The 25,641-nt window shown below is 68.0% G+C and carries 25 protein-coding genes; 10 read left to right on the forward strand and 15 right to left on the reverse strand.

The genetic code is table 11. The features are described 5' to 3' along the window. Positions 1-170: 170 nt before the first annotated feature. Positions 171-2,561, forward strand: coding sequence for an AAA family ATPase (locus GV790_RS25260; RefSeq protein ID WP_309139037.1), 2,391 nt, complete (start codon positions 171-173; stop codon positions 2,559-2,561). Between the two features lie 12 nt (positions 2,562-2,573). On the opposite strand, the gene GV790_RS25265 is transcribed toward GV790_RS25260, so the two are convergent. Together GV790_RS25265 and GV790_RS25270 are read right to left on the reverse strand one after the other, a co-directional pair. Continuing rightward, a complete protein-coding gene (locus GV790_RS25265) occupies positions 2,574-3,890 on the reverse strand; it encodes a class I SAM-dependent methyltransferase (protein ID WP_163816800.1) in 1,317 nt (438 codons plus the stop codon). Beyond that, positions 3,887-5,317: an FAD-binding oxidoreductase gene (locus GV790_RS25270; protein ID WP_375139426.1), complete on the reverse strand. Its 1,431-nt coding sequence runs from the start codon at positions 5,315-5,317 to the stop codon at positions 3,887-3,889. Before GV790_RS25270 ends, GV790_RS25265 begins: the two co-directional genes overlap by 4 nt. A gap of 216 nt (positions 5,318-5,533) precedes the next feature. On the opposite strand from GV790_RS25270, the gene GV790_RS25275 reads away from it, so the two are divergent. After that, positions 5,534-5,968: an SRPBCC family protein gene (locus GV790_RS25275; protein WP_163816804.1), complete on the forward strand. Its 435-nt coding sequence runs from the start codon at positions 5,534-5,536 to the stop codon at positions 5,966-5,968. 42 nt (positions 5,969-6,010) lie between these two features. Here GV790_RS25275 and GV790_RS25280 read toward each other — a convergent pair whose 3' ends face one another. The 3 genes from GV790_RS25280 to GV790_RS25290 all read right to left on the reverse strand — a co-directional run bounded on the left by GV790_RS25280 (position 6,011) and on the right by GV790_RS25290 (position 7,871). Then, positions 6,011-6,364, reverse strand: a complete 354-nt coding sequence (locus tag GV790_RS25280) for a VOC family protein (protein WP_163816806.1) — start codon at positions 6,362-6,364, stop codon at positions 6,011-6,013. 61 nt (positions 6,365-6,425) lie between these two features. Next, positions 6,426-7,238: a MerR family transcriptional regulator gene (locus GV790_RS25285; RefSeq protein WP_163816808.1), complete on the reverse strand. Its 813-nt coding sequence runs from the start codon at positions 7,236-7,238 to the stop codon at positions 6,426-6,428. Between the two features lie 33 nt (positions 7,239-7,271). Further along, positions 7,272-7,871: a hypothetical protein gene (locus GV790_RS25290; protein ID WP_163816811.1), complete on the reverse strand. Its 600-nt coding sequence runs from the start codon at positions 7,869-7,871 to the stop codon at positions 7,272-7,274. A gap of 332 nt (positions 7,872-8,203) precedes the next feature. On the opposite strand from GV790_RS25290, the gene GV790_RS25295 reads away from it, so the two are divergent. Both GV790_RS25295 and recR read left to right on the forward strand, forming a co-directional pair. Further along, entirely contained in the window at positions 8,204-8,539 is a 336-nt protein-coding gene (locus GV790_RS25295) for a YbaB/EbfC family nucleoid-associated protein (protein WP_036532087.1), read from the forward strand. A gap of 19 nt (positions 8,540-8,558) precedes the next feature. After that, complete coding sequence (gene recR, locus GV790_RS25300) at positions 8,559-9,167, forward strand: recombination mediator RecR (RefSeq protein WP_014348574.1); 609 nt, start codon at positions 8,559-8,561, stop codon at positions 9,165-9,167. A gap of 21 nt (positions 9,168-9,188) precedes the next feature. On the opposite strand, the gene GV790_RS25305 is transcribed toward recR, so the two are convergent. From GV790_RS25305 to GV790_RS25315, 3 genes are all read right to left on the reverse strand, one after another. After that, entirely contained in the window at positions 9,189-9,830 is a 642-nt protein-coding gene (locus tag GV790_RS25305) for a hypothetical protein (RefSeq protein ID WP_163816813.1), read from the reverse strand. Then, on the reverse strand, positions 9,827-10,042 hold the full coding sequence (locus GV790_RS25310) for a hypothetical protein (protein ID WP_163816815.1): 216 nt from the start codon (positions 10,040-10,042) through the stop codon (positions 9,827-9,829). The genes GV790_RS25305 and GV790_RS25310 overlap by 4 nt, the downstream gene beginning before the upstream one ends. A 128-nt stretch (positions 10,043-10,170) precedes the next feature. Continuing rightward, complete coding sequence (locus GV790_RS25315; RefSeq protein WP_163816859.1) at positions 10,171-11,064, reverse strand: LysR family transcriptional regulator; 894 nt, start codon at positions 11,062-11,064, stop codon at positions 10,171-10,173. A 94-nt stretch (positions 11,065-11,158) separates the two neighbouring features. On the opposite strand from GV790_RS25315, the gene GV790_RS25320 reads away from it, so the two are divergent. The 3 genes from GV790_RS25320 (at position 11,159) to GV790_RS25330 (ending at position 12,796) form a co-directional block, all read left to right on the forward strand. Then, the gene (locus tag GV790_RS25320; protein WP_163816817.1) at positions 11,159-12,103 is read left to right on the forward strand and encodes an EamA family transporter; all 945 of its coding nucleotides are present in this window, start codon (positions 11,159-11,161) and stop codon (positions 12,101-12,103) included. A 64-nt stretch (positions 12,104-12,167) separates the two neighbouring features. Then, positions 12,168-12,425: a type II toxin-antitoxin system Phd/YefM family antitoxin gene (locus tag GV790_RS25325; protein WP_163816819.1), complete on the forward strand. Its 258-nt coding sequence runs from the start codon at positions 12,168-12,170 to the stop codon at positions 12,423-12,425. Beyond that, entirely contained in the window at positions 12,422-12,796 is a 375-nt protein-coding gene (locus tag GV790_RS25330) for a type II toxin-antitoxin system VapC family toxin (RefSeq protein WP_163816821.1), read from the forward strand. The genes GV790_RS25325 and GV790_RS25330 overlap by 4 nt, the downstream gene beginning before the upstream one ends. Before the next feature lies 1 nt (position 12,797). On the opposite strand, the gene GV790_RS25335 is transcribed toward GV790_RS25330, so the two are convergent. From GV790_RS25335 to GV790_RS25355, 5 genes are all read right to left on the reverse strand, one after another. Then, complete coding sequence (locus GV790_RS25335) at positions 12,798-13,508, reverse strand: type 1 glutamine amidotransferase (protein WP_163816824.1); 711 nt, start codon at positions 13,506-13,508, stop codon at positions 12,798-12,800. Positions 13,509-13,519: 11 nt separating this feature from the next. Further along, positions 13,520-14,752 carry a MurT ligase domain-containing protein gene (locus GV790_RS25340; protein ID WP_163816826.1) on the reverse strand — a complete coding sequence of 411 codons (1,233 nt, stop codon included), beginning with the start codon at positions 14,750-14,752 and terminating at the stop codon, positions 13,520-13,522. Positions 14,753-14,789: 37 nt separating this feature from the next. After that, the gene (locus GV790_RS25345; RefSeq protein WP_163816827.1) at positions 14,790-15,434 is read right to left on the reverse strand and encodes a pyridoxamine 5'-phosphate oxidase family protein; all 645 of its coding nucleotides are present in this window, start codon (positions 15,432-15,434) and stop codon (positions 14,790-14,792) included. Between the two features lie 75 nt (positions 15,435-15,509). Then, complete coding sequence (locus GV790_RS25350) at positions 15,510-17,153, reverse strand: hydroxysqualene dehydroxylase (protein ID WP_163816861.1); 1,644 nt, start codon at positions 17,151-17,153, stop codon at positions 15,510-15,512. A gap of 338 nt (positions 17,154-17,491) precedes the next feature. Continuing rightward, positions 17,492-17,836: a WXG100 family type VII secretion target gene (locus tag GV790_RS25355; RefSeq protein ID WP_163816829.1), complete on the reverse strand. Its 345-nt coding sequence runs from the start codon at positions 17,834-17,836 to the stop codon at positions 17,492-17,494. Positions 17,837-17,927: 91 nt separating this feature from the next. Between GV790_RS25355 and GV790_RS25360 the strand changes: the two genes are divergently transcribed. Both GV790_RS25360 and GV790_RS25365 read left to right on the forward strand, forming a co-directional pair. Then, a complete protein-coding gene (locus GV790_RS25360; protein WP_163816831.1) occupies positions 17,928-19,631 on the forward strand; it encodes an alpha/beta hydrolase in 1,704 nt (567 codons plus the stop codon). A 1-nt stretch (position 19,632) separates the two neighbouring features. Then, positions 19,633-20,205: an LppA family lipoprotein gene (locus GV790_RS25365; RefSeq protein WP_163816833.1), complete on the forward strand. Its 573-nt coding sequence runs from the start codon at positions 19,633-19,635 to the stop codon at positions 20,203-20,205. Positions 20,206-20,431: 226 nt separating this feature from the next. Here the strand turns inward: GV790_RS25365 and GV790_RS31685 are convergent, their stop codons facing one another. Next, positions 20,432-22,645: a nucleotide-binding protein gene (locus tag GV790_RS31685; protein WP_309139036.1), complete on the reverse strand. Its 2,214-nt coding sequence runs from the start codon at positions 22,643-22,645 to the stop codon at positions 20,432-20,434. Positions 22,646-22,812: 167 nt separating this feature from the next. Then, positions 22,813-24,606 carry a 2-isopropylmalate synthase gene (gene leuA / locus GV790_RS25375; protein ID WP_163816835.1) on the reverse strand — a complete coding sequence of 598 codons (1,794 nt, stop codon included), beginning with the start codon at positions 24,604-24,606 and terminating at the stop codon, positions 22,813-22,815. A gap of 241 nt (positions 24,607-24,847) precedes the next feature. On the opposite strand from leuA, the gene GV790_RS25380 reads away from it, so the two are divergent. After that, positions 24,848-25,609, forward strand: a complete 762-nt coding sequence (locus GV790_RS25380; protein ID WP_163816837.1) for a sulfite exporter TauE/SafE family protein — start codon at positions 24,848-24,850, stop codon at positions 25,607-25,609. Positions 25,610-25,641 lie beyond the last annotated feature (32 nt).

Raw genomic sequence — 25,641 nt, forward strand, 5'->3', positions numbered from 1 at the left:
CCATCTGCCCGTGCGCGCGCTGGATCGCACGCAGTGTCTCGCCGAACTCGTAGGCCGAGGCGGGGCGATCGTCCGGGTTCTGCGCCATCGCGTGTTCGACGGCCGCCGCCACCAAGTTCCGTCCGCCGACCCCGGCTCGGGAACCGATTCCGCGCACCCGGCTGCTCGACATCCTGCGTACGGGCGGTCGACGCAGGCTCGCGGTGATCCACGCGCCCGCCGGCTTCGGCAAGAGCACCCTGGCCGCGCAGTGGCGTGGCGAACTGACCGCTGACGGCGTCGCGGTCGCCTGGATCGGCATCGACAGCGACGACGACAACGAGATCTGGTTCCTGGCCCACCTGATCGAAGCGATCCGGCGGGTGCGCCCCGATATCGGCACCGGCCTGGACCAGGTGCTCGAAGAACAGCCCGCCGACGCCGTCGCCTATGCCATCACCACCCTCATCGACGATGTGCACGCCGGCGGCGCCACGGTCGTGGTGGTGATCGATGACTGGCACCGCATCACCGATCAGGGCACCCGCCGGGTGATGGATTCGCTGCTCGACAACGGCTGCCATCATCTGCGCTTCGTGGTGACCAGCCGGGACCAGTCCGGGCTGCCGATCAGCCGGATGCGGGTGCGCGACGAACTGGTCGAGATCGGGTCGGCGCAGCTGCGGCTGACCCGCGAGGAAACCAGGCAGATCCTGGTGGAGCGCAACCGCTTCAACCTCGACGACGCCCAGATCGACGAACTGCATCGCGCCACCGACGGCTGGCCCGCCGCCGTGCAGCTGATCAGCCTGGCGCTGCGCGGCAACCCGGATCCGGCGCCGCTGATCGCGCATCTGGCCGAGGGCGGGCACGGCATCCGCGAGTATCTGGCCGAGAACGTCATCGACGGGCTGGAACCGCGCATGGTCGACTTCCTCACCGCCATCTCGATCGCGGAGAAGGTGTCCGGTTCGCTGGCGGCGGCGCTGTCGGACGATCCCGAGGCCGAGCACCTGCTGGAACAGGCCGAACAGCGCGAATTGTTCGTCCGGCGAGTGGAATACGATCCGGAGTGGTTCCGGGTGCAGCCGCTGTTCGCCGAACATCTGCGGGCCCGGCTCGAACGCAGCGATCCGGCGCAGGTCAAGGCGCTGCATCGCAAGGCGGCTCGCTGGTACGCCGAACATCAGTTGCTACGCAAGTCCGTCGATCACGCGGTGGCGGCGACCGATCTGAAGATGGCGCTGGATCTGCTGGAGAGCGGCGGCATGGATCTGATCGACGGATCGCGGCTGGCCACCCTGCTCGGCACGGTATCGAAACTGCCGGTGCAGCAGGTGGCCTCACGGTCGAAGCTGCTGATGGCGGTGGCGCGGGCCAATGTGAACTTGCAACAGTCCGGTGCGGCGCGCAGCGCGCTGGGCCGGCTGTCGAATGTGTTGTCGCGCGGCCCGTCCGGTGACGCCGACGTCATCCGGCAGCGCTGTCAGGCCGCGGTGCTCTCCGCCGCCGATCAGGTCGCCCGCGATCACACCGAGGGCGTGATCGAGCAGATCGCCGACTGCCTGGAACATCCCGACGAACTCCCGGCCTGGACGGTGTCGACCGCGGCGAACCTGACCTCGTTCGCGCGGCTGTGCGAGTTCGATTTCGACGGCGCCCGCGCCATCCAGGATTGGGCCGCCGAATACCACGAACGCTCCAAGGACCCGCTGGGCAGCGTGTTCGGGTTGTGCAGTCGCGGCGCGGTCGCCTACGAACAGCTCGATATCGCCACCGCGGCCCGCTGTTTCCAGCAGGCCTTCGATATCGCGCGGGCACGCTCGGGTCCGCGTTCGCATGCGGTGCGGGTGGCGGCGGCATTGCTCGGCGAGTTGCACTACCGGCGCGGTGAGCTCGACGCCGCCGACCGGCTGCTGGACGAGAGCCATCAACTGGTGGCCCGGGTGGGCCCGATCGACTTCCTGATCTCCACCTTCGTCATCGGGGCACGGGTGAAGGCGGTGCGCGGCGATATGAGCACGGCCGCGAATCGGCTCGCCGAAGGTGAACGCATCGCCGTCGACCAGAACCTGCCGCGGCTGGCCGCGCAGATCCGCGCCGAACGGGTGCGGCTCGGCCCGGCCGCCGAGCCCTCCGGCCCGCAGTCGGCGACCGCGCGCTGGAACGGTGACCTGTTCCGCGATACCGGCCGCGCCGGGCACCGCTTCACCGGCACCGCGGCGCTGACGCTGGAGGCGCAGGAAACCGCCGCCATCCGGGAGCTGCTGGCCGGCGGCGGCATCGAAGATCAGGACCGTGCGGTGCGCCGGGCCAGGGCGCTGTACGGGCGCACCCATGAGCAGCACCGCCCGCGCGCCCAGCTCGACACCTCGCTGCTGCTGGCCGAATGCCTGGCCGCGGCCGGCTGGGTCGGCGAGGCCGCGGCGCAGCTGGTGCCGGCGGTGACCACGTGCGCCGAGCTCGACTGGACCCGGCCCCTGCTCGACGCGGGGCCGGGTGTGGTCGCGATCCTGCGGGTACTGCGCAACGACCTGCCCTCGGAGCTGCCCGTCCGGTTCGTCGACGAGCTGCTCGCCTGATCTGTCAGGGATTTACGGCTGCCACCACGGCCGCAGCGGCAGCGTATTGCGGCCGTCCGGGCCGAGCTTCACCCCGAGCACCTGATGCAGCTGAACCACATTGCGCTGGAAGCCCAACCGGCTGCCCGCCATGTACAGGCCCCACACCTTCGCGGTGCCCTCACCGGCCTCGGCGACGCAGGCGTCCCAGTTCTCGACCAGGTTCTTGCACCATTCGGCCAGCGTCAGCGCGTAATGCTCACGCAGGTTCTCCTCGTGCATCACTTCCAGTCCGATGTTCTGGATCTCGGAGATGATCCGGCCCGAACCGATCAGCTCACCATCGGGGAAGACGTAGCGGTCGATGAAATCGCCGGCCTTGGTGGTGCGGGTGTTGTCCGGGCGGGTGATGCAGTGGTTGAGGAACAGTCCGCCGTCGCGCAGCTTGCTCTTGATGAAGCCGAAGTAGTACGGGTAGTTGTGCACGCCGATGTGTTCGGTGAGCCCGATCGAAGACAGCGCGTCGAATCCCGTTTCCGCGATATCGCGATAATCTGAATGGCGCACTTCGGCCAATTCGGACAGTCCTTCTTCGGCGATCTTCTTCTGCGCCCATTCGGCCTGCTCGGCCGACAGTGTCGCGCCGATCACCTTGACCCCGCGCTTGGCGGCATAGCGCACCATTCCGCCCCAGCCGCAGCCGATATCGAGCAGCCGGTCGCCTTCCTTCAGCCGCAGCTTGTCGAACACCAGCCGGTACTTGTTCTCCTGCGCCTGCTCCAGCGTCCAGTTCTCCTCGCCGTAACAGGCGCAGGTGTAGGTCATGGACGGGCCGAGCACATGCTCGTAGAAGGCATTGGAGACGTCGTAGTGGTGGTGGATGGCCTCGGCGTCGCGGGTCTTGGAGTGGCGCAGGCCCTCCATGGCGATGCGCCGCCAGCGCGGCACCGTCTCCTGCGGCGGCGGTGGCACCGGGCGCAGGCGCTCCCATCCGAGCGAACGGGCGATGGTCAGCAGCGCCAGCGCCGACGGACGGCGGAACTTCAGGCTGTCCATCGCCTTCAAGATCTCGTACGGATCGCCGGGATGGACGCCGGTGACGGTCATATCGCCGGAAATGTAGGCGCGCGCCATCCCGAGATCGCCGGGAGCGGTGGCCAGATAGTTGATGCCGCGCGGGGTCTCGATATTGAGCGCGTACGGCGAATCCTCCGGTCCGGTGGCGCTGCCGTCGTAGGCGGTGAACCGGATGGGGACCTCGCCCTCGACCAGGGTCTCGAAGATCTCGGCGATCGTGAGCTTGGTGCCCAGATCCGCGAAAACATCGGATCGATCCTTGAACGTCGTCATTTGCGTTGCACCGCCTTCGAATACAAATCCAGCAGGCGCTGGTCCGGGTCGTAGCGTTTCTTCAGTTCGGTGTAGCCGTCGCCGCCGTAGAGTGCCGCGAACTCATCCTTGTCGTAGTACGAATCCGAGTACAGCGATTTGTGCCCGTCGAACTCGGTGACGGTCTGCTCGATCGCGCGGTTGGCCGCACCTTCGATCTGCCCGGGCACGGTCGGCACCGCCGACCAGAACCCGACGTTGACGTAGGTGCGGTCCGGCTCCAGCGGATACAGCGGCCACGGGCGCGCGGTTGTTCCCGGCACCCTCGGCTCACGCAATCGCAGCGGGCACAGCCAGATCGGCTCGATCGGGATCTCGCGCAGGAACCAGTCGACGAAATCGGCGGTGCGCTCCACCGGCACCTCGATGTCCTGCACCACCCGCTCCTGCGGCGGGTTGCCCTTGCGCGCCTCGAGCTTGTCACCGATGTGATAGCGGCGGTCGAGGGCGACCAGCTTCCAGTAGAAGCTGCTGCGCCGGTACTTCTTCGGCCAGAACCGGCGGATCTTCGGGTTCTGGGTGCCGAAGGCGCGCGAGCACCAGAACCAGTCGGTGTCCCAGCGCCACAGGTAGTCGTGGATGGTGAGCCGGTCGCGTTTGGGTGCGCCGGAATCGTGCTGGATGGACCGGTAGTAGATGTCCATGCCGGTGTAGTCGCTGACCGGGCCGGGTTCGTCGGTCTGCCTGCCGAGGGTCAGGTAGCTCTCCTCGGCGGTGAACACCACGCCGTCGAGGTAGTCGACCCGTTCGCCGTCGTAGCTGCGTTCATCGACGATCGTGGCCAGCGTCGCCTCGAGTTCGCGCACATCGTGGAACCGCAGGTGGCGCAGCGCCACATAGGGCTGCACGGTTTCCAGTTCGATTTTCAGGCGCGTCGAGTAGCCGAGGGTGCCGTAGGAGTTGGGGAAGCCGCGGAACAGATCGGCGTTCGGGCCGTCGGGGGTGGCGGTGATGATCTCGCCCGCTCCGGTCAGCACGTCCATTTCCAGCACCGATTCGTGCGGGAGCCCGTTGCGGAACGAGGTCGACTCGATACCGAGCCCGGTGACGGCGCCGCCGAGGGTGATGGTCTTCAGCTGCGGTACCACCAGGGGCGCAAGTCCGTAGGGCAGCGTCGCCGCGACCAGATCCTCATAGGTGGTCATGCCAGCGACATCGGCGGTCTTCGCGACCGGATCGACCGCGATGACCTTGGTCAACCCGGAGACGTCCAGGCCGGGAGCGGTGTTCTTCGCTCTGGCCCGGAACAGGTTGGAGGTCTTCTTGGCCAGGCGCACGTCGGCATCGCGTGGGATGGCGCGATAGCTCGCGAGGAGGCGTTGCACGCCTTCTCGATGCGCTGCGAACCCGGATTCATATGCGGCCGGAGCGTGGCCGGCCTTCCCCAACAGACTCACTGCCACTCCTCGACGCTAATACTCGCGATCATGGTCGGCCACTGTGAGGTCCCCGACTCGGATGAAATGTCACGCATATGTTGCACCGTGTTCGAACCGGCGGCGAGTGGAATTCGGTAAAGCGGCCGCCGACCGGGCGCCGGGCGCGGCGCGAGTGCGGCAGGGCAGGATGGGGGCGAGATACCGCATCCGGACAAGGAGTTCATCGTGGGACAGGTCAGTGCCAGCAGTTCGATCGTGGTGGGAGCGGATCCGCAGCGCACACTGACGGCGATCGCGGACTACGTCGATGTGCGCCCGCGCATCCTCACCTCGCACTACCGCGACTACCAGGTGATCGAGGGCGGCCAGGGCGCCGGAACGGTGGCCCAGTGGACCCTGCAGGCCACCGAGAGCCGGCAGCGCAATGTGCGTGCCAGCGTGTCGGTCTCGGAGTCCGAGGTGGTCGAGCGCGACGCCAATTCGTCGATGGTCAATACCTGGACGGTGACCCCCGACGCCGCCGGTTCCCAGGTCACCCTGTCCACTACCTGGCAGGGCGCGGGCGGCATCAAGGGCATTTTCGAGGGCATCTTCGCGCCGTTGGGGCTGAAGAAGATCCAGGCCGAGGTGCTGGCCAACCTGAAGAACGAACTGGGCTGAGCCGGGTACCGGCCGGGTCGTCGCCCGGCCGGTACCACCCGGTCAGTCGTGGTCGCCGATATCGAACAGATTGCCCTCCGGGTCGGCGAGGGTGGCCCACTTGATCCCGTACTCGTCGTAATCGGCGATATGCCTGGCGCCGAGGGAGACCGCGCGTTCGATCTCCTCGCGCCACTGCCTGGTCGCCAGATCCAGGTGCACGACATTCTTTCCTGGCGTTTTATCCGGAACCCGGATGAACATCAGCGGCGTCGTCATCCCGGAGCTGCGGCCCACCGTCGAGTAGAACTCGCTCGCGTCCGGATCCACGGGATGGCCGAGCAACTGTGCGTAGAAATCGGCCAGCTTGCCGGGGTCGTGGCAGTCGATGGTGACGTTGGCGATGGACAGGGTCATCGGGGCTCTCCTTCTGGCGTGCGTGGGGCTGTTGGGTGCTGGATATCCGGCGCGGTGCGGCTCACGCGGCGATCGGCCAGCACAATTCGGTGCGGTAACCGGCCGGATCGGGTGAACGGTCCGGCCCGATCAGGTAGAGCTCGCGGATCGGTTCGGGCAGCGCGATGTCGTGTTCGGCGACGTGGGTGCCCAGCGCGCCGTAGACGCGGTCGATCTCGCTGTAGGGACCGTCGTGGACGGCGACGGCGAAATCGCGGGCAGGCAGCGTCGTGAGGGTCAGCCCGTCCGGGAATTCTCCGGTCGTATCCGCTGTGACGGGCACGAATCCGGTCACCTCGCCGTCATCGGCGGTGAAGAACTCCGGCGCGTAGCCGGCTCCGGCCACACCCGCCGGCACGATCCCGGCCGCCGCGAGCGCGGCGTCCAGCATCGGAAACGTCTCGGCGCACCACCGGTCGATCTGCTCGCGCGCGACAACGGCGGTGCGGGTGAGCGCGGTGAATTCCGGAATCCGGCGATACTCCACCCGCAGTGGCGGCGCGGTGGTGAGCAGCCCGCGCAGCGAGGCGACCACCTCCTGGGTGCGCTGCAACTGTCTTTCCATACGCAGCAGATGCGCGCGCAGCGCCGCATCGCGATCGGCCACATCCTGGGCGGCGAGCACCGCACGGATCTCCGGCAGCGGCATGTCCAGCTCGCGCAGCCGCCGGATGAGCTGCGCGTCGGCGACCTGCTCGGTCGAATACCGCCGGTAGCCGGTGCCCGCGTCGATCTGGGCGGGCACCAGCAGCTCGATGTCGTGATAGTGATGCAGGGCTTTCACGCTCAGGTGGCTCAGCCTGGCGAATTCGCCGATCGGGACGATCGCTGTCATGACCCGAGCACACACCCTCCGGCTACCGGAGGGTCAAGCCAGCACGAACGCGAGCAGCAGTGTGGTCTGGAAGGCGCCGCGCCACCAGGAGTAGCCGAACCAGACGCCCGGGCTGACCTCCCGGATCTCGTCGTAGACCTGCGGGGTCGGCGAGGGGGCATAGTTCAGCGCCCAGGTGGGCGCACCGTCGACCAGGGCAGGCGCGGTGTAGACGTCGGCGCGCCAGGCTTCGATGCCGGCCGGGGTGACCCGGTTCATCAGCCAGCCACCGTCCGGGCCCGTGTAGAAGGTCTTGCCGATCCACAGGGCCGGCGCGAGTGCCTGCATCGCCGGCGGTCGCGTCACCCAGCCGTTCTTCACGCCGCTGGGCACCGCGCCGCGCGGCGAGGCCTTGAAGATGGCGTCCTGCTGTTCGGGGCTGCACCGGAAGCGCAGCGCGTCGACGGTGGCCGCGCCGTTGGCGGGGTCGATGACGCAGCCGCCGCCGTAATCGGTGGCCACCGGCGCCGGAGCGGCACTCGCGGGAGCTGCCACCATCAGCACGGCTGCCGCTGCCGCGGACAGCAGTGTTACCAGCCTGCGGGTGCGCAACCGAGCGCGTCGGGCCGGGTTCATCGTGGTCTCGCGAGCCATCCGAGCCTCCTCGGTGTGGGTTGTCCCTGCGGTTCGGCGTCGATGATCGCTGCGTGGTCGCGTGTCCACGCGGTGTCTCGGCGGGTCCGCCGAGGGGCAGACCTGTGGCCGATCCTATGCCCGTGGGTAGGTGTCTCGTGAGGGAATCGGTGGAGGTCAGCGCCGTTGTTTCGGCCTGCGTCGACCGCGCGGGTATTCCGGCTCGGCTCTCGTCCCTCGACCGCCCGGGAGTTCGCTCCGGCAATGCCGGGCGTGCGGCCGACGCGCCGCGCCGAGTCCACTAGGCTGGCGATGACACTTTCCGCAGATCGGCTGGAGAAGAGGTAACAGGCGTGCAGCCCGGTGGTCAGTTCGATATGCAGCAGATACTCGCCCAGGCCCAGCAGATGCAGGAGATGATGGTCGCGGCGCAGGCCGAGATCGCCGCCGCCGAAGTCGAGGGCCAAGCCGGCAATGGCCTGGTCAAGGTCACCATCAAGGCCACCGGTGAGGTGCAGTCGCTGACCATCGATCCCAAGGCCGTCGACCCGGACGACGTCGAAACCCTGCAGGATCTGGTGATCGGCGCGATCAACGACGCCATGGCCAACGCCCAGCAGCTGGCCTCGGAGAAGCTCGGCCCGCTGGCCGGCGGCGCGGGCGGGCTGCCCGGCCTGCCCGGCATGTGACCGACCGGAGTCAGCACAGGTGTACGAGGGCCCGGTCCAGGATCTGATCGACGAGCTGGGCAAACTGCCAGGCGTCGGTCCCAAGAGCGCACAGCGCATCGCCTTCCATCTGTTGCAGGTGGAGCCGCCGGAGATCGATCGGCTGCAAGCCGTGCTGCAGAAGGTGCGTGACGGCGTGCGCTTCTGCGCCATGTGCGGCACCGTCGCCGACGGCGAACTGTGCCGCATCTGCGCCGACCCGCGCCGCGACCGCACCATGATCTGCGTCGTCGAGGAACCCAAGGACGTCCAGGCCATCGAACGCACCCGCGAATTCCGTGGCCGCTACCACGTGCTCGGCGGCGCGCTCGACCCGCTCAGCGGCGTCGGCCCCGACCAGCTGCGGATCCGGGAGCTGCTGGCCCGCATCGGCAATCAGGAGGACGGCGTCGACGTCACCGAGGTGATCATCGCGACCGACCCCAATACCGAGGGCGAAGCCACCGCCACCTACCTGGTGCGGATGCTGCGCGATTTCCCCGGGCTCAGCGTCACCCGGCTGGCCTCCGGGCTGCCGATGGGCGGCGATCTGGAGTTCGCCGACGAGCTGACATTGGGCCGGGCGCTATCGGGGCGGCGCGCGCTGTAAGCCGCGGCGGCGCGGTCGACCTCAGAGCTTCAGCGCGGTCCAGGCGACGTCGTCGAGCGCGGAGCGATCACCGATGGTCCAGGCCCAGATCAGCTCCGACACCGTGGCCGCGTCGTCCAGCGTGGTGGTGAAATGCTTCTTCGGCGACCCGTCGCGGTACTCCAGGATGTATTCCGGCTCCTGGTGATAGGTCTGGATGTATTCCTGCTCGCCCCGCGACACCACCAGATACGGGTTCGGGGCGGCCAGCTCGGCCACCCAGCGCTGTGCCAGCGGCCGCGTCAGATACGGGAACTCGCCCGCCCCACCGTGCGATACCTCCACCGGCACATGCCCGGCAGGATCGATCAGCCAGGTGAGCTGCGGATCGTAGACGGCGTAGTTCTGCGGTGTCGCGAGCTGGAACAGCAGCTCGCGCACGAACCCGATCGCGTCGTACGGGCTGGAGATCTGCAGCACCGTCCCGGTGTCCGCACCGCCGACCGGCGCCGAACTGAGGAAGGTGTCCTCCTCGGGCAGCTCGTCATTGCGCCGGTTCACCTCGGCCGCGATGGCCGCGACGATCTCACCTTCCGGTTGCCCCTGCTGGGTGGTCAGATACGCGTCGACCTCGGCCGGAGTCGTGGCCGCGCCGGAGGGCAACAGAATGTGGTCGTAGCTCACCCGGCCAGCGTACGGGTGCGCACCGACGAAGGAGAACCGCAGCGGCAACCGCCCGCGAGATCGCCGCATTCCACGATGAAGGTGTGCCTGGCATGGTCGAAATCGAAGCAGTCGGCGTCGGTGCATTCCGCGATACGCCCGGCATGCAGCACCAACGTGCCATGGCAGTGATCCAGCGCCGCCGCACAGGACGGACAGTTCGTCGCGCGCATATCGCCTCCAACCGTCTGAGCCCGTACCTCGTGCATAGCACCGGCGTATGCCGGGCAGTGGGAGGTTACTCCGGTGCGTGTCGTGATCGGGCGCACGCCTGGCCGCCGTCCTGGTGCGGCGCCTGCGGTCAGGCGGGGATTTCGGCGGCGGCGGTGATGAACGCGTCCAGGACCGCCGCGATGGCGGGGCGGTCGTCGGCGCGCGGGCGGGTGGCGAGTTCGTAGAGGCGGGCGGCGCGGACGCCGGAGAGGCGCAGGACCGAGAGTTCCGGGTGGGTGACGGCGTAGCGGGGCATGAGGGCCACGCCGTAGCCGGTCGCCACCAGGGTTTCGATCATGCGGAACTCGTTGAGGCGCTGCGTTATTCGTGGCTCGACGCCGGTGACGGTGGCGATGGAGCGCAGCACGTCGTCCACCGGGAAACCGCCGCGCACGCTCAGCCAGCTCTCCTCGGCCAGTTCTGCCGGGGTGACCGACGAGTGGCCGGCCAGCCGGTGGGTCGGGGCGACGACCACGTCGATGGGTTCGCGCATGAGCATCCGAGCGGCGATGCGCGGGCCTGCCACGGATGCGGCGCGTTCGTCGCGGTGGGTGAGAACGATGTCGTAATCGGCCAGCAGGCGGTGCGTTTCCGACGGTGGCACGTCCTCGTCGCGGGCGATGACCTCGACTCCGCTGTCTGCCAGCGCGGGCAGCACCCTGGGCAGGAGCAGGGCGCCGCCGGACGGGAACACCGCCACCCGCACCCGGCCGCGCGGCGAGCCGCGGTAGTGCGCCATCTCCGCGACCGCCCGGTCCATCGCGGCGAGCACCTCGTCGGCGCGCACCACCAGCGCGTGACCGGCGTCGGTGAGCCGGATACGACGCCCGTCCGGCTCGAGCAGCGCCACGCCCGCCTCCCTGGCGAGCACCTTCAACTGCTGCGATACCGCTGACGGCGTCATGGACAGGGCAGTGGCGGTGGCGGCGACGGTGCCGCGGTCGGCGAATTCACGCAGCACTCGCAATCGCTCGAGCGACATCGGGGCACCCGCCGAATTCATTAAGCAATACTACATAAATAGTGCAGATCAATTCGATTGTTCTGAGCATTCGTCCACCCCCATCCTGGAACGCGTGACCACCCGCGACCGCACCCTCGGCCTGACCGTCGTCCTGCTCTGGGGCCTGAACTTCCTGGCCATCCGCATCGGGCTCGACCACCTTCCGCCGTTCTTCTTCGCCGCGCTGCGTTTCGCGGTGATCGCGGTCCCGGTCCTACTGTTCATTCCGCGCCCGAAGGTTCGGTGGCGGTGGATCCTGTTGTACGGGATCGGGTTCGGCATGTTGCAGTTCGCGTTCCTGTTCACCGCCATGCGGGTCGGGATGCCCACCGGGCTGGCCTCGCTGGTGCTGCAATCGTCGGCGCCGTTCACCGTCGCACTCGGTGCGCTCCTGCTGTCCGAGCGCATCCGCCCGGTTCAGGTCGCCGGGCTGCTGACGGCGGTCGCCGGCATGGCGATCATCGGCTGGGGCCGCTTCGCGCACGCGAGCCTGATCCCCGTGCTGCTCACCCTGGCCGGCGGTTTCGGCTGGGCGCTGGGCAATATCGGCGCCCGCCGCGCCGGCCAGGAATCGCCCGGGGTCAACCCGCTGCACCTGACCCTGTGGATCACGGTCGTCCCGGTGCTGCCGCTGTTCGCCCTGTCCGCCGCCCTCGAAGGCCCCACCACCGGCTTCCACGACCTGGCCGCCACCTTCTCCGCCACCGGCTGGCCCGCCCTGGCCGCCCTCGCCTACATCGCGCTGCTCGCCACCGTCGTCGGCTCCGGCCTGTGGACCTACCTCATGAGCCGCTACCCCGCGGGCGCCGTAGCCCCGTTCTCCCTGTTGGTTCCGGTGGTGGGCATCGGGGCGTCCTGGATCTTCCTCGACGAGACCCCCACCCCCGCGAGCCTGATCGGCGGCGTCATCGTCATCGCGGGCGCGTTCGCGGCGACAACGACGCGGGCCCCGGGCCGGACCGCATCCACACAAGGTGTGGTCGGACAGGAATCTGCCGAGGTCGCGGTCCGGGCATGAATCAGCCCGGCGTACTGCCGAAACGCGACTCGGTGGACTAACCTCTTAGCTAAGGAGGCCGGTCATGTCGAGCAGCTCAGCCGAGCAGTTCAATATTCACGAAGCGAAGACGAATCTGTCGCGCATCATCGAACGCGTCGAGCGCGGGGAAGAGATCGTCATCAGCCGGGCCGGGCATCCGGTGGCGAAGGTGGTCCCGCTGAAGCGTCGAGTCGATCGGCGGGGTCATGGCTCGCTGCGGGGCAAACTGAGGCTTTCGGCGGAGTGGGACTCCGATGAAACGAATGCCGAGATCGCCCGCGACTTCGGCATGACGACATGAGCCTGCTGCTGGATACCCACGTGGCGTTGTGGTGGTTGGAGGGGAACCCGGTCCTGTCCGACGAGCTCGTCGATGCGCTCAACCACGAGCCCGATGTCTACCTCAGTGCGGCGACTGTGTGGGAGGTCGCGATAAAGCAAGCGCTCGGAAAGCTCGACGGGCCACCCGATCTGCCCGAGCAGCTTCGGCACAGCGGGTTCGACCACCTACCGATCGATCATCGGCATGGCATCGCCGCCGGCCGATTGCCGTTGATCCACCGGGACCCGTTCGATCGGATACTCGTGGCGCAGGCGCAATGCGAGGGGCTCCGTCTAGTTACCCGTGATCCGTGGTGCCACAAATACGACGTCGATATCCTGCCCGCCTGATTCAGGCGCGCAGGCGTTCGCGGCGCAGCTGTTCCACCTCGGGCAGGTCCAGCGGCTCGAGGGAATCCACGCCGAGGGCTCGGCTGAGGATGAGGTCGGCGAGTTCCGGATTGCGGGCGAGGGCGGGGCCGTGCATGTAGGTGCCGATGACCGAGCCCTGGACGACGCCCTCCAGGCCGTCGCCGACGCCGTTGCCGACGCCGCGGGTCACCCGGGCGAGGCCGGTGGCGCCGGGGCCGAGCGCGGTTCCGCCGCGGTGGTTCTCGAAGCCGGTGAGCGGCGCGGTCAGGCCGGGGATGAGCGGGGTGGTGGTCACCTCGCCGATGGCACGCTTGTCCTGGGGTGAGGTGGTGGCGTCGAGCAGGGCGACGCCCTCGACGCGCTCACCGGATGACGTCTCGTACCACTGGCCGAGCACCTGGATGGCCGCGCAGATCGCCAGCACCGGTGCGCCTTTCGCGGCCGCCTGCTGCAAACCGGGGTAGCGCTGGAGGTGGCGGGTGGCCAGGCGTTGCGCCGAATCCTCGGCGCCGCCGAGGGTGTAGATGTCCAGCGATTCGGGCACCGGCTCGGACAGCGTGATCTCCACGATCTCGGCGTCGTAGCCGCGCATCCGCAACCGCTGACGCAGCACCAGCGCATTGCCACCGTCGCCGTAGGTGCCCATCACATCGGGCAGGACCAGTCCGATCCGCACGGTCGATTCACTCATCGGATTGCCTTTCAGCGAGCGTCGAGATCGCGGTTCAGATCACGGAACGCGGTGTAGTTGGCCAGCACCTCGACCCGTCCGGCGGGGCAGGAAGCGATGGCGCGCAACGGGTCCGCGATGGTGGTGTGCTCGACACCGGCATAGGTGAGCCGGACCGCGAGATCGGTGGCGCGCTCACCGGCGGCCACCACCTGCACGCCCTCGAAATGCTCGAACCGCACATCCCACAGCCAGGACAGATCCTCGCCGTCGGGCACCTGACCGTTCACCGCGATCACCAACCCGGCCGCGTCGTGATCGATCATCGACAGCGCTTCCTGCCAGCCGGCCGGATTCTTCGCCAGCAGCAGCCGCGCCGAATGCTCCCCGACCTGCACGGTCCGGTAACGGCCTGCGATCTCGCGCACCGTGCCCGCCGCGGCGGTCGCCTGCGCGGGGTCGGCGCCGAGCGCGACCGCGGCGGCCACGGCCTGCGCGGCGTTACCGCGATTGGCACGCCCGGGCAGCGCGAGCCGCAGTTCGGCGGTGAATTCGTCCGGGCCGCGCAGCTTTTCGCCGTCCAGCCACCAATCCGGTTGCGGGCGCTGGAAATCGGCGCCGGTGCTGCGCCAGTGCTCGCCCTCCCAGATGATCGGTTCGCCGCTGCGTGGGCAGCTGGTGGCGTCCATCGCCCAGCCGCTGCCCGCGGCCACCCACACCACGTTCGGGTGGTCGTAGGCGATGGAGGTGATGAGCACGTCGTCGCAGTTGGCGATCACGACCGTGTCGGGGTGCCGCGCCAGCCCTGCGCGCAGCTTGCGCTCGATCATATTGATCTCGCCGACCCGGTCGAGCTGGTCCCGGCTGAGATTCAGCAGCACCACCGCGGCCGGATTCAGCGAATCGGTGACGTGCGGCAGATGCAGCTCGTCGACCTCGATGGCGGCCAGCCCGGCGGTCCGGTTGACGCTGAGCGCGGCGACGATGCCCGCATCCATGTTGGCGCCGTCGGCCTGGGTGGCGACGTCACCGAGGGTGCTCAGCGCCGCCGTCGTCATCCTGGTGGTGGTCGACTTGCCGTTGGTGCCGGTGACCAGCACCGTTCGCCGTCCACGGCCCAGTTGATCCATGATCGTCGGATCGATTTTCAGGGCGATCAGCCCGCCGATCATCGACCCCTTGCCGCGACCGGCCTTCTGCGAGGCCCACGACGCCGCAGCCGCCGCCCGCAGCGCGATCCGCCCGCGCACCGATATGTCTGCCACGCCGCGAGTCTATGTTCGCGCCGCGCGGGGGGCCGGGTCAGGTGGGGGAGTCGTTGTAGAGCTTGCGCTCGTAGTTGGCCGCCGAATAGTAGGCCTCCAGGTCGTCGACGCTTTCGGTGACGTTGGTCTGCACCTCTTTGACCAGCCGCGCCGGGCTGGGCAGCGTGTCGACGGGCCAGTTGTCCGGCTCCCACAGGTGGCTGCGCATGAAGGCCTTCGCGCAGTGGAAGAAGATCTGCTCGATGTCGACCTCGACGGCCAGGATCGGACGGTGCCCACGCACCACCATGTCCTCGAAGTACGGTGCGTCGCGAACCAGCCGCGCCCGCCCGTTGATGCGCAGCGTCTCGCGGCGGCCCGGGATCAGGAAGATCAGTCCGACGTGCGGATTGGACAGGATATTGAGGTAGCCGTCGGCGCGCCGGTTGCCTGGACGTTCCGGGATGGCGATGGTGGTGTCGTCGAGCACCTTGACGAACCCGGCCGGATCGCCCTTCGGTGAGGCGTCGCAATTGCCGTCGGCGTCGCTGGTGCACATAACCAGAAACGGGGTGAGCGCGATCCATTCCCGGTCGCGCGGATGCAGGGCGACGCGCTCCTTGCTGACCGCGCGCGGCATGACCGCGCCGAGCAGCTCCCTGAGTTCGGCGGGATCGGTGATCTCAGGGGCGTTGTCGCTCATAGCAATGATTCAAACATCGGCGGTGGTGTGCGGCGAACCTGTTTTGTCCGGGTAGCGGAGTCGGAAATCTCACCCTCAGATGTCGATGTCGAACAGGTTCGGCTCGCCGCGGGCGTAGCGATCGGCGTCCACCTGCCGCAACGGCTCCAGTTCCGGCGAGCGGTACAGCGTGAAGGTGCGGCAACGCGGCGCCACCGAACCGGTCACGTCGAGCAGCGCGTTGACGGCGCTGCGAGCCGATTCGCTGGCACCTTCCATCGTGGCCAAGTCGATGTTGGTGCGTACATAGTCGCCGGCGAGGAAGAGGTTTTCCAACGCGCCGTGTGACTGCGGGCGCGAATTCCAGGACCCGGCGGTATTGATGAGCAGCGGGTCGGCATTGGCGTTGCGGCGCTGTTCGGCCTGCCAGGTGATGCCGGGATCGAGGAACCAGGAGTGCAGATCGGCGTCGCGCAGCACCTCGCCGCGGTCATTGAGGTGGGTGGTGATCTGCGCCCACGTCTCGCGGGCGATCTCCTCATGGGTGCATTCCTTGGCCGGTTTCCCGTAGAGGATGCCGGGGGTGTTCCAGTTGGAGATGTCCACGGACAGACAGTCGGCCACGGCGCCGTCACCGAATTCCGGAAGCTTGCGGGTCCAGAGCTGGTTCTGGCTGATCGAGGTGATCGCCCACGGTGAATCGATATAGGCCGCGTGCCCGGTGACGATGTCGGGTGCGGTGCGCAGATAGAACTGGATGCCGTTCATCCAGTCGGTGTGCAGGCTGTCCATGGCGGCCAGTTCCGGGCGGACGGCGCGGATATCCGGCGACCAGAGGGCACGGGCGCGTTCGGCCGGCAACGCGACCACATAGTGGTCGGCCTCGACGGTGCGCGCGGCCCCGGCGCCGTCGACGATGCGCGCGCCGCTGATCCGCCGGTCCCGCACGTCGAGCCCGCGCACCTCGGCGCCGAGTTCGAAGCGCACGCCCAGCTCGCGCAGCCGCGCCACCCACGGATCGATCCACACGTGGTTGGTCGGTCCGTTCAGCACGCGATCCAGATCGCCGTCGTTGCCGATCTCGAGCGGGTTGCCGAGGAACTGCTCGCCCATATTGCCGATGGTGCGTGCGCTGGCCATATCCTCTTTTGCGGCGACCAGCAGGCTGGTGAGAGTCCGTGACAGCAACGCCCGGAATTCGTGAGATCGCTTGTGCCCGTGGACGAAATCGCGCCACGACATATGTTCCCACTGGCCGAACCGGCGGGCGTCGCAACTGCTGAAGAAGACCAGCAGGCGGTTGGCGAAGAAGGCGCCCTCGGCCGGGGGCATCTTCAGCGTGGTCGCGATGGCGGCGCCCATGGTTTCCCGGAACGCCTGCGGGGTCGCGGTGGCCAGATGCGCGGCGCCGAGCGGGAGCCGGAAGTCGTCGCCGTCGCGTCGCGCGAAACGGGCCTGCGGTGCGGCGACGAGGTTGTTCCACACACCATCGGGGTTGGAGCCGAACGGAATTCGACGCATGGTGTCGGGAATGTGGTGGTAGAAGCCGGGGAAGAAGCGGAAACCGTGCTCGCCGGGCAGGTCGGGGCGGCCATCGGTCCCCGTCCCCGGTACCCCGATGCTGCGCGCCTTGCCGCCCGGCGCCCTGCGCTCGTAGACGGTGACCTCGAAGCCGCGTTCGGCCAGCTCGTGCGCCGCCGTCAGCCCCGCGACCCCGCCGCCGAAGACCGCGACCCGCATACCGGGACCGGCCGCCGCGGATCTCGCCCCGAACGCCCCCGCCGACGCCACACCGACCCCCGCCGCGACCGCTCCGCGAAGCACCGCCCTCCGCGATACGGTCCACTGTTGTTTCGCCATGCGCCGCTCTGCTGCCTAGCCTCGGGACCTCACTGATTTCCGACCACTTTAAGCGCACGCCGCCAGGGCGGATGGGCGGGTTGCCGAAAGTGGCGGTGGGCTGCGTGAACGGTGCCGTGACGTGGCGCGGGCCGCATCATCTCCGGGGTGATCCGCAAGCTCGGCAGGCAGTGGCTCGAATGCAGGGCGAGCGGCTCGCGTCCAGCTCCGAGTGTCGGCTACCGCTGGGAGTCGGGTTGAAGATTCAGGCTCGTCGGCACCTGCGGTGACTGTCCGACCAGCACGTCCGCTGTCACCTGGTCTTGGGCGGCGAGAGTGTCGGCGGCCGTTTTCAGTGACTCCGCCATCTCGCCGAGGTTCCGCTCCAGCAGGGTGCGGCGGTCGTCGAGGTAGCTGGTGAACCGGGCGAAGGCGGCCACGGCGTCCCCCTTCCACGCCCCGTGGCTATCCGCGATCGCCTGATCGGTTTCACGCAATGCCGTGCCGGAGTCGGTGAACAACACGTCGAGCCGACCGGCGGCGGCACGCAAAACCTCGGGATCGACAGAAACCTGATCAGCCATATTTCCCCCTTGGCCTACTGAAATCGCCTGTCCCCGATACGATACCCGCGGACGCAGACGGCACAAGTTACCGTTGGGGGGCGCCGGACCGATGCTGTTACCCGATATCCGCTGGTGGAACGAGCTCGCGCTGGAGATGCTGGAAACATCTCTCTCCCAGCGCATCACCACGATCGAAGACGCCGACAAACAGCTCGCCGATATCGGCAGACTGCCCGGCTGGGAAGGCGACGCCGCCGATGCAGCCCGCCGCCGCTTCGCCGACACCTCTGATCAACTCACCGACGAAGCGGCCGCGCTCGGCGCCGTTCGAGCGTTGACCGCCCAGACCCGCGAGGCCGTCAAACACTTGAAGCAGACCCTCGCCACGATCGACCAGCGCGCCACCGAAGCCGGGCTGGAGGTCTGGGACCACGGCCACGTCACCATCGCCGACAAACCCGGAGCCCCCGACCCGGCATCGGTGGAAGCGCTCCGGCTCGAACTGATCGACGCCGCCCGCGCCGTCATGCGCCAGGCCGATGACATCGTCGCCGACGCCGCCGCTGTGCTCAACAAGGCCGCCAACGGGGAAATCACCGACAACGGCGCCACCGACGTCGTCGCCGCCTCCACCACCGGCGCCACCCAAGGCGGACTCACCGCCCTCGCCCCGCCGGAAAACGGGACAGCGCGCGAGAACAATGCCTACTGGGACGCCCTCGATGACCGCCAACGCCGCGAAATCATCGAACAGCACCCCGAATGGATCGGAAACCGCGACGGAATCCCGTCGATGGCGCGCCATGAGGCCAATGTCAACCGGATCGATGATGAGCGGGCGCGGTTGACGCAGGAGCGGGACCGGTTGAAAGAGGAGCTCAAAGACGATCCGGGACCGCCGAAGAATCCGAACGCGCCGATACCGAACGCGGATAAGAAGGCTGAGCTGGCGCGAGTCGAAGCGAAGCTGACGGATCTCGATTCGCTGGAACGGACGCTGGCCGACCATCCACTGGACCCGAACAACCCGGATACCGGTGCGCGATTGCTGCTGCTGGATATGCAATCCGGGGATAAGGGCATGGCTGCTATTGCCATCGGGGACCCCGACAATGCGGACCACGTCTCGGTAACTGTGCCCGGGGTATCGACAACGATGCCATCGCTGGACGGCATGGCTCTCGAGGCGGTAGCTCTACAGCAGGAAGCCTTGAGCCAGTTAGACGAAGCGAAACGAGGCGGAGAGACGGTATCAACGATCGCCTGGCTCGGTTACGAACCGCCGCCTGAGCTCGGAGTGGATGCGGCGATGACAGGTCGCGCCGAGGCCGGAGCTCCGAAACTGGCGAGCTTCTTCGAAGGTCTAGATGCCGCTTCGAACAAGCCCGATCCGCATATCACCGCACTCGGTCACTCATACGGGTCCTATACGACCGCACTCGCACTTCAATCCCTCGGGCCGGACAGCCCGGTCGACGACGCGGTCTTCTACGGCTCGCCCGGTATCAACGCCGACGATGAGAGCGATCTCAATCTCCGACCGGGTCACGGATTCGTCATGCGCGCACCTGACGACCCGATCAGCTGGGCAGACGACTACGGTGTGTTCGGGCCGGATCCGGTGACGACGAACCTCGAACAACTGTCTACCCGGGAATTCACCACCCGAGATGGTGTCTACCGTGAGGACTCGAACGGTCACAGCGAGTACCCCCAATCGGGAGCGAATGGTCGTCTGCGCACCTCCGGATACAACATGGCCATCGTTCTCGCCGGTCTCACCGGTGAAGACCCTCCATTGGAAGTGCGTTGACATGGCGATGAACAACGTTGCGCGCGTGTTGTTGTCGGTCGTGGTGATGGCAGTGCTCGGCGGGTGCGGTAGTAGCCTGGACGATTCCGAGCGCACACCCTCGCCGGAGCAGATCGCCCACGCCGAAGACATGATGCGAAAACTGCCGTCCGTTCAGGACACCGAAGCTCAGCTCATCGCACTGATCCGGCAGATCGCTGAGGCTGTTCGAAGCGTGGCACCCGGACTTGCCTGGGAAACCGAGGTCAACCGGGGGCAGAACACGTTGGGTTGCCCCGGGCCGTACTTGAAGACTGATGGCGTGTCGATGACCACCGATCGTCTCATCTCCTCGGTGCCGATCAGCGACACCGAATGGCCAAACGTGCTGCGTATGGCCCGGAGTATTGCCGCAGAGCAGGGCATTACATCGGTGACGATCATTGCCGACCAGCCGGGACGACACGATGTCACACTGCACTCGCCCGATCACGGAAACGAAATCAGGCTCGGTACCCGCAAAGCGGCCTTGATCACGGGCGTGACCGGCTGCCGATTCCGCGCCGAAGACCTCCGAAACCCACCAGCGAAGTGACCGGGCTCGCCCGCCAGATCACTGGGCCCGGCGCAGGGTGGAATCAGGCAAGCGGGCTTCGCGCCGACACAGCTCACGCCGACCCCGCAGCAGACGCTCCGCGCGGTCTCAGCGCCCGTAATGCTGCCCCGCGTATCCGAAGTCGTCGCCGCCGATCAAGGCCGGAGCTCGGTGGTGATCAAGCCGGTGCGCCGCGCAGCGCACGGCTCGACCGCACCCGCTCGGCTCACCGCCCGTAAGGCTGCTGCCCCGCCGCGTACCCGAAGTCGTCGGCCACCATGGCCGCCAACTCCAACAGCGCACGCCGGGTCGGCTTGCTCACCAATTCCAAGTCGATTTCCGCCCCCTCGGCGAGGTGGTCGTCGAACGGCACCACCTGCACCGCGCGGGTGCGGTCGAGGAACAGCTTGCGCAGCTGGTCGATATCGACCGAGGAGGCGCCGCGGCGAGAGGCGTTGACCACCACGACGGTTCGTTCCACCAGCTTGCTGTAGCCGTGGTGGTCGAGCCAGTCGAGGGTGGCCGAGGCGCTGCGGGCGCCGTCGATGGCGGGGGAGGTGACCAGGACCAGCGAGCTGGCCATATCGAGCACGCCGGCCATGGCCGAGTGCATCAGGCCGGTACCGCAGTCGGTCAGGATGATGTTGTAGAACGACTGCAGGATGCCGATGGCCTTGCGGTAATCGGCCTCGCTGAACGCTTCCGAGACGGCCGGATCCTGTTCACTGGCCAGCACTTCCAGCCGGCTCGGTGCCTGCGAGGTGTGCGCGCGGACATCGGAGTACCGGGTGATGTGCTGGTCTTCGAGCAGGTTGCGGACCGTGGAGCGGGTCTGCCGCGGCACCCGATGCGCGAGGGTGCCGAGGTCGGGGTTGGCGTCGATGGCGATCACCCGGTCACCGCGCAGCGAGGCGAAGGTGGAGCCGATGCCGACGGTGGTGGTGGTCTTGCCGACACCGCCCTTCAGCGAAAGGATCGCGATCCGGTAGTCGCCGCGCACCGGCTGGTTGACGCGCTCGACCAGGTCGGCGTGCACCACATCGGCAGCGGATTCACCTGGGTTGATGATGCCGCGGGAGGCCTTGTGCACGGCCCGGCGCCACCCGCTGCGCGGCGCCTTGCGGGCCCGCTTCAGCAGGTTCAGGTCGTTGACCGAATGGCCGGGCTGCCCGGGTTGCGGCATGTGCTGCGGCACGAACGGCTGCTGCTGCGGCTGCCCGGGCTGCTGGGTCTGCGGCGGGCCGCCCTGCCAGTCCGGTGTCTGGTACTGGCCGGTGGCGGGGCCGCTCATGCCGGTCGGCGCGGACTGCTGCATGGGCGGCTGGTAGGTCTGCTGCGGCGCGACCGGCGGCGGGGCCCAGCTGTTGATGGCGCCGCCGAGCGGATCGCCGCCCTCGGGCATCGGATGGTGGTTGCTCTGTTCGGGTGCGGGCGGCGGAGCCTGGAACTGCTGCTCACCCTGCGGCGCGAAACCGCCGGGGGCGAACTGGCTCTGGCCCGCGCCGAACTGCTGGCCGGGCGGCTGCGAGAACTGGCCGGGGCCGCCCTGGTGCTCGAATTGCCCAGGGGCGGGCTGCTGCTCGAACTGCCCGCTGTTGTGCGGCGCGAATTGGCCCTGCGCCTGCGGCTCGAACCCGCCCTGGTTCGGTTGCTGATCGAACTGGCCGGGCGCGGGGGGCTCGAACTGGCCCTGGTTCGGCTGCTCGGGGAACGATCCGGGACCTGCCTGCGAGAACTGGCCCTGCCCTGAAGGATCGAACGGACCCGAGGGCGCGAACTGACCCGGCGGCGCGAACGAACCCTGTTCCGGGAACTGACCCGGGGGCGCGAAGGAACCCTGTTCCGGGAATTGCCCGGGAGGTGCGAAAGTGCCCTGCTCGGGGAATTGCCCCGGAGGTGCGAAGGAGCCCTGCTCCGGGAATTGTCCAGGGGGCGCGAAGGAGCCCTGCTCGGGGAATTGACCAGGGGGCGCGAAGGAACCCTGCTCCGGGAATTGCCCGGGAGCTGGTTCGGGGAACTGGCCCGGCTGGGCGAACTGACCGCTGGTATGCGGTGCGGGCTGCCCCTGTTCGGAGAATTGGCTCGGCTGCGCGAACTGACCGCTGCTGTGCGAAGAGAACTGTCCTGGCTGCGCGAACTCGCCACTGCTGTGCGGCTCGAACTGCCCTGGCGCCGAAGCGCCGGGGGCAGCGAACTGGTCGGCGCCGAACGAGGATTCGTCGACCGAATACACCGACGTCGCGTCTGCGGCTCCGGCGCCGTTGCCCGATTCGGACTCCGGTGCCTCGCCCGCGGGGCTCGATTCGGCAGCCGCGGACTGCTCGGCTTCACCGGAGTCGGGCTGCGGCTGCTGCGTCGTGTCGGATTCGGTGGCGATTCCGGCATCCGCCGGATGACTCTGCAGCCAGGGCGGAGAAGTCGGGTTGTCGTTGTCTGTCACAGTTCCCCCATCTGCTCGGGATGTCGAGCAGAGAGCTCGGTGGCGCAGTTGCGGGTCAACGCTAGCAGGTGAGTTCGGCCCCGTGCATGCCGTGGCTTACCAGGTCCGAGACGGCACCGGCGCGGTCCGGACCGGCACAGAGCCGTCCGGACCGCGCCGATTGCCGCTCAGTTCGCCCGGTTGACCGCGGAAACCACGGCACGCAGCGAGGCGGTCGTGATGGAGGTGGCGATGCCGACACCCCAGACCGTCTTGTCACCGATCGCGCATTCGACGTAGGCCGCCGCCTGCGCATCGTCACCGGCGGACATGGCGTGCTCGGAGTAGTCGAGCACCTGCACATCGAACCCGACCGTCGCGATCGCGTCGACGAACGCCGCGAGCGGGCCGTTGCCGGTACCGGTGATCTCCTGCTCGACACCGTCGACCTTCACCGTGGCGGTGATGGTGTCGGTGCCGCCGTCGGTCTCCGAGGCGGTGACCTTCTGCTTGATCCGCTCCAGCGGGCGCACCGGGTTCAGGTACTCGGTGGCGAAGACGTCCCACATCTCCTTGGGCGTCACCTCGCCGCCCTCACCGTCGGTGATCTGCTGGATCGCCTGAGAGAACTCGATCTGCAGCCGTCGCGGCAGCGCCAGCCCGTGATCGGTCTTCATGATGTAGGCGACCCCGCCCTTGCCGGACTGCGAATTGACCCGGATGACGGCCTCGTAGGTGCGGCCCACGTCCTTGGGGTCGATCGGCAGGTACGGCACCTCCCAGGTGATGTCGTCGACGTCGGCGCCCGCCGAATCGGCGGTCACCTTCATCGCGTCCAGTCCCTTGTTGATGGCGTCCTGGTGGGAGCCGGAGAACGCGGTGTAGACCAGGTCGCCGCCGTAGGGGTGGCGCTCGTGCACGGGCAGCTGGTTGCAGTATTCGACCGTGCGACGGATCTCGTCGATATCGGAGAAGTTGATCTGCGGGTCGATGCCACGGGAGAACAGGTTCATACCAAGGGTGACCAGGCAGACGTTGCCGGTGCGCTCACCGTTGCCGAACAGGCAGCCCTCGATGCGGTCGGCGCCGGCCTGGTAGCCCAGTTCGGCGGCCGCCACGGCGGTGCCGCGGTCATTGTGCGGGTGCAGCGACAGCACGATCGCATCGCGGCGGGCCAGGTTGCGGTGCATCCACTCGATGGAATCGGCGTAGACGTTCGGCGTGGCCATCTCGACGGTCGCGGGCAGGTTGATGATCAGCGGCTTCTCGGGGGTCGGCGCGATGATCTCGGAGACCGCGTCGCAGACCTCCTTGGCGTACTCCAGTTCGGTGCCGGTGTAGGACTCCGGGCTGTACTCGTAGCGCCAGTTGGTGTCGGGGTGCTTCCGCTCGGTCTCCAGGCACAGCTTCGCCGCGTCGGTGGCGATCTTCTTGACGGCCTCGCGGTCGGCGCGGAACACCACCCGGCGCTGCAGGATGGAGGTGGAGTTGTAGAAGTGCACGATGACGTTCGGCGCGCCCGAGCAGGCCTCGAAGGTGCGTTCGATCAGTTCCGGGCGGCACTGGGTCAGCACCTGGATGGTGACGTCGTCCGGGATGGCGCCGTCGGTGATGATCTCGCGGACGAAGTCGAAATCGGTCTGGCTGGCCGACGGGAAGCCGACCTCGATCTCCTTGTAGCCCATCCGCACCAGCAGGTCGAACATGCGGCGCTTGCGGGCCGGGCTCATCGGGTCGATCAGGGCCTGGTTGCCGTCGCGCAGGTCCACCGCACACCAGGCGGGAGCGCGATCGATGACCTTGTCCGGCCAGGTGCGGTCGGGCAGTGTGATCGGCTCGACCTCCTCGGCGAAGGGCCGGTAACGGAAGGTCGGCATGGAGGAGTTCTTCTGCTTGTTCCAGGCCGGCTGATCGGCGGGCGCGGGCTTGGTGGGCGCGGTGATGGTGCGCGTGCCGGATACGAAGGCGTCAGCGGGTGACATGCGATTCTCCGTGGGTGTGGGTGGTGTCCCGAAAAGGCGGGTCGACCGGCGCGGCAGAACCCCGCGACGGGAGGCCGGTCCGATCAGACCCCGTCGCGGCGGCCGAGAAGAAGAGCCCGCTGCATGATGCCGGCCAGTTTACCGTGCCCGGATTCGGCGACGGAAGGGCGGTACCGATAGCGTCGGTGACCGGATGCGCTTGTACGGGCCTGCCCGGCCCGACGGGACGTGAGGAACATGGATGACTTGGCTCGAACAGCTGGCCGTCTTCGGGGCCGGTGTGGCCGCGGGCGGAATCAACACCATCGTCGGCTCCGGCACCCTCATCACCTTTCCGGTGCTGCTGGCGATCGGCTACCCGCCGGTGACGGCGAATGTATCGAACACCGTCGGGCTGGTGCCCGGCTCGATCAGCGGGGTGATCGGGTACCGGCGTGAACTGTCCGGTCAGCGCGCCCGGCTGCTGCGGCTTGGTGTCGCCTCGCTGTTGGGGGCGATCACCGGCGCGGTGGCCCTGCTGACCATGCCGGAACAGGCGTTCAAGGCCATTGTCCCGGTGCTGATCATCGCGGCCCTGGTGCTGGTGGTGGTGCAGCCGCGGCTTGCGGCCTGGGTGAAGAGCCGCCGCGACGCCGACAACACCCCCGAGCACGGCGGTCCGGTGCTGTTCGGCTCGATCTACGCCACCGGTATCTACGGCGGCTATTTCGGCGCGGCCCAGGGCGTGCTGCTGATCGGCCTGCTCGGTGTGTTCGTGCACGACGATCTGCAACGGCTGAACGCGGTGAAGAACACGCTCGCGCTGCTGGTGAACGCGGTGTCGGCGGCCATCTTCATCGTGGTGGCCGATATCGCCTGGGAAGCCGTCGCGCTGATCGCGGCCGGTTCCATCATCGGCGGGCAGCTCGGCGCCCGCGTCGGACGCAGGCTCTCACCCACGGTTCTGCGCGCGGTGATCGTCGTCGTCGGCACCGTCGCGGTGGTCCGGCTGCTCACTTCATGACCGATCGGTAATGGCAGAGCCTGTTCTGCAGA

Origin of the sequence: Nocardia cyriacigeorgica (assembly GCF_010858045.1) — a bacterium.
Classification (GTDB): Bacteria; Actinomycetota; Actinomycetes; order Mycobacteriales; family Mycobacteriaceae; genus Nocardia; species Nocardia cyriacigeorgica_E.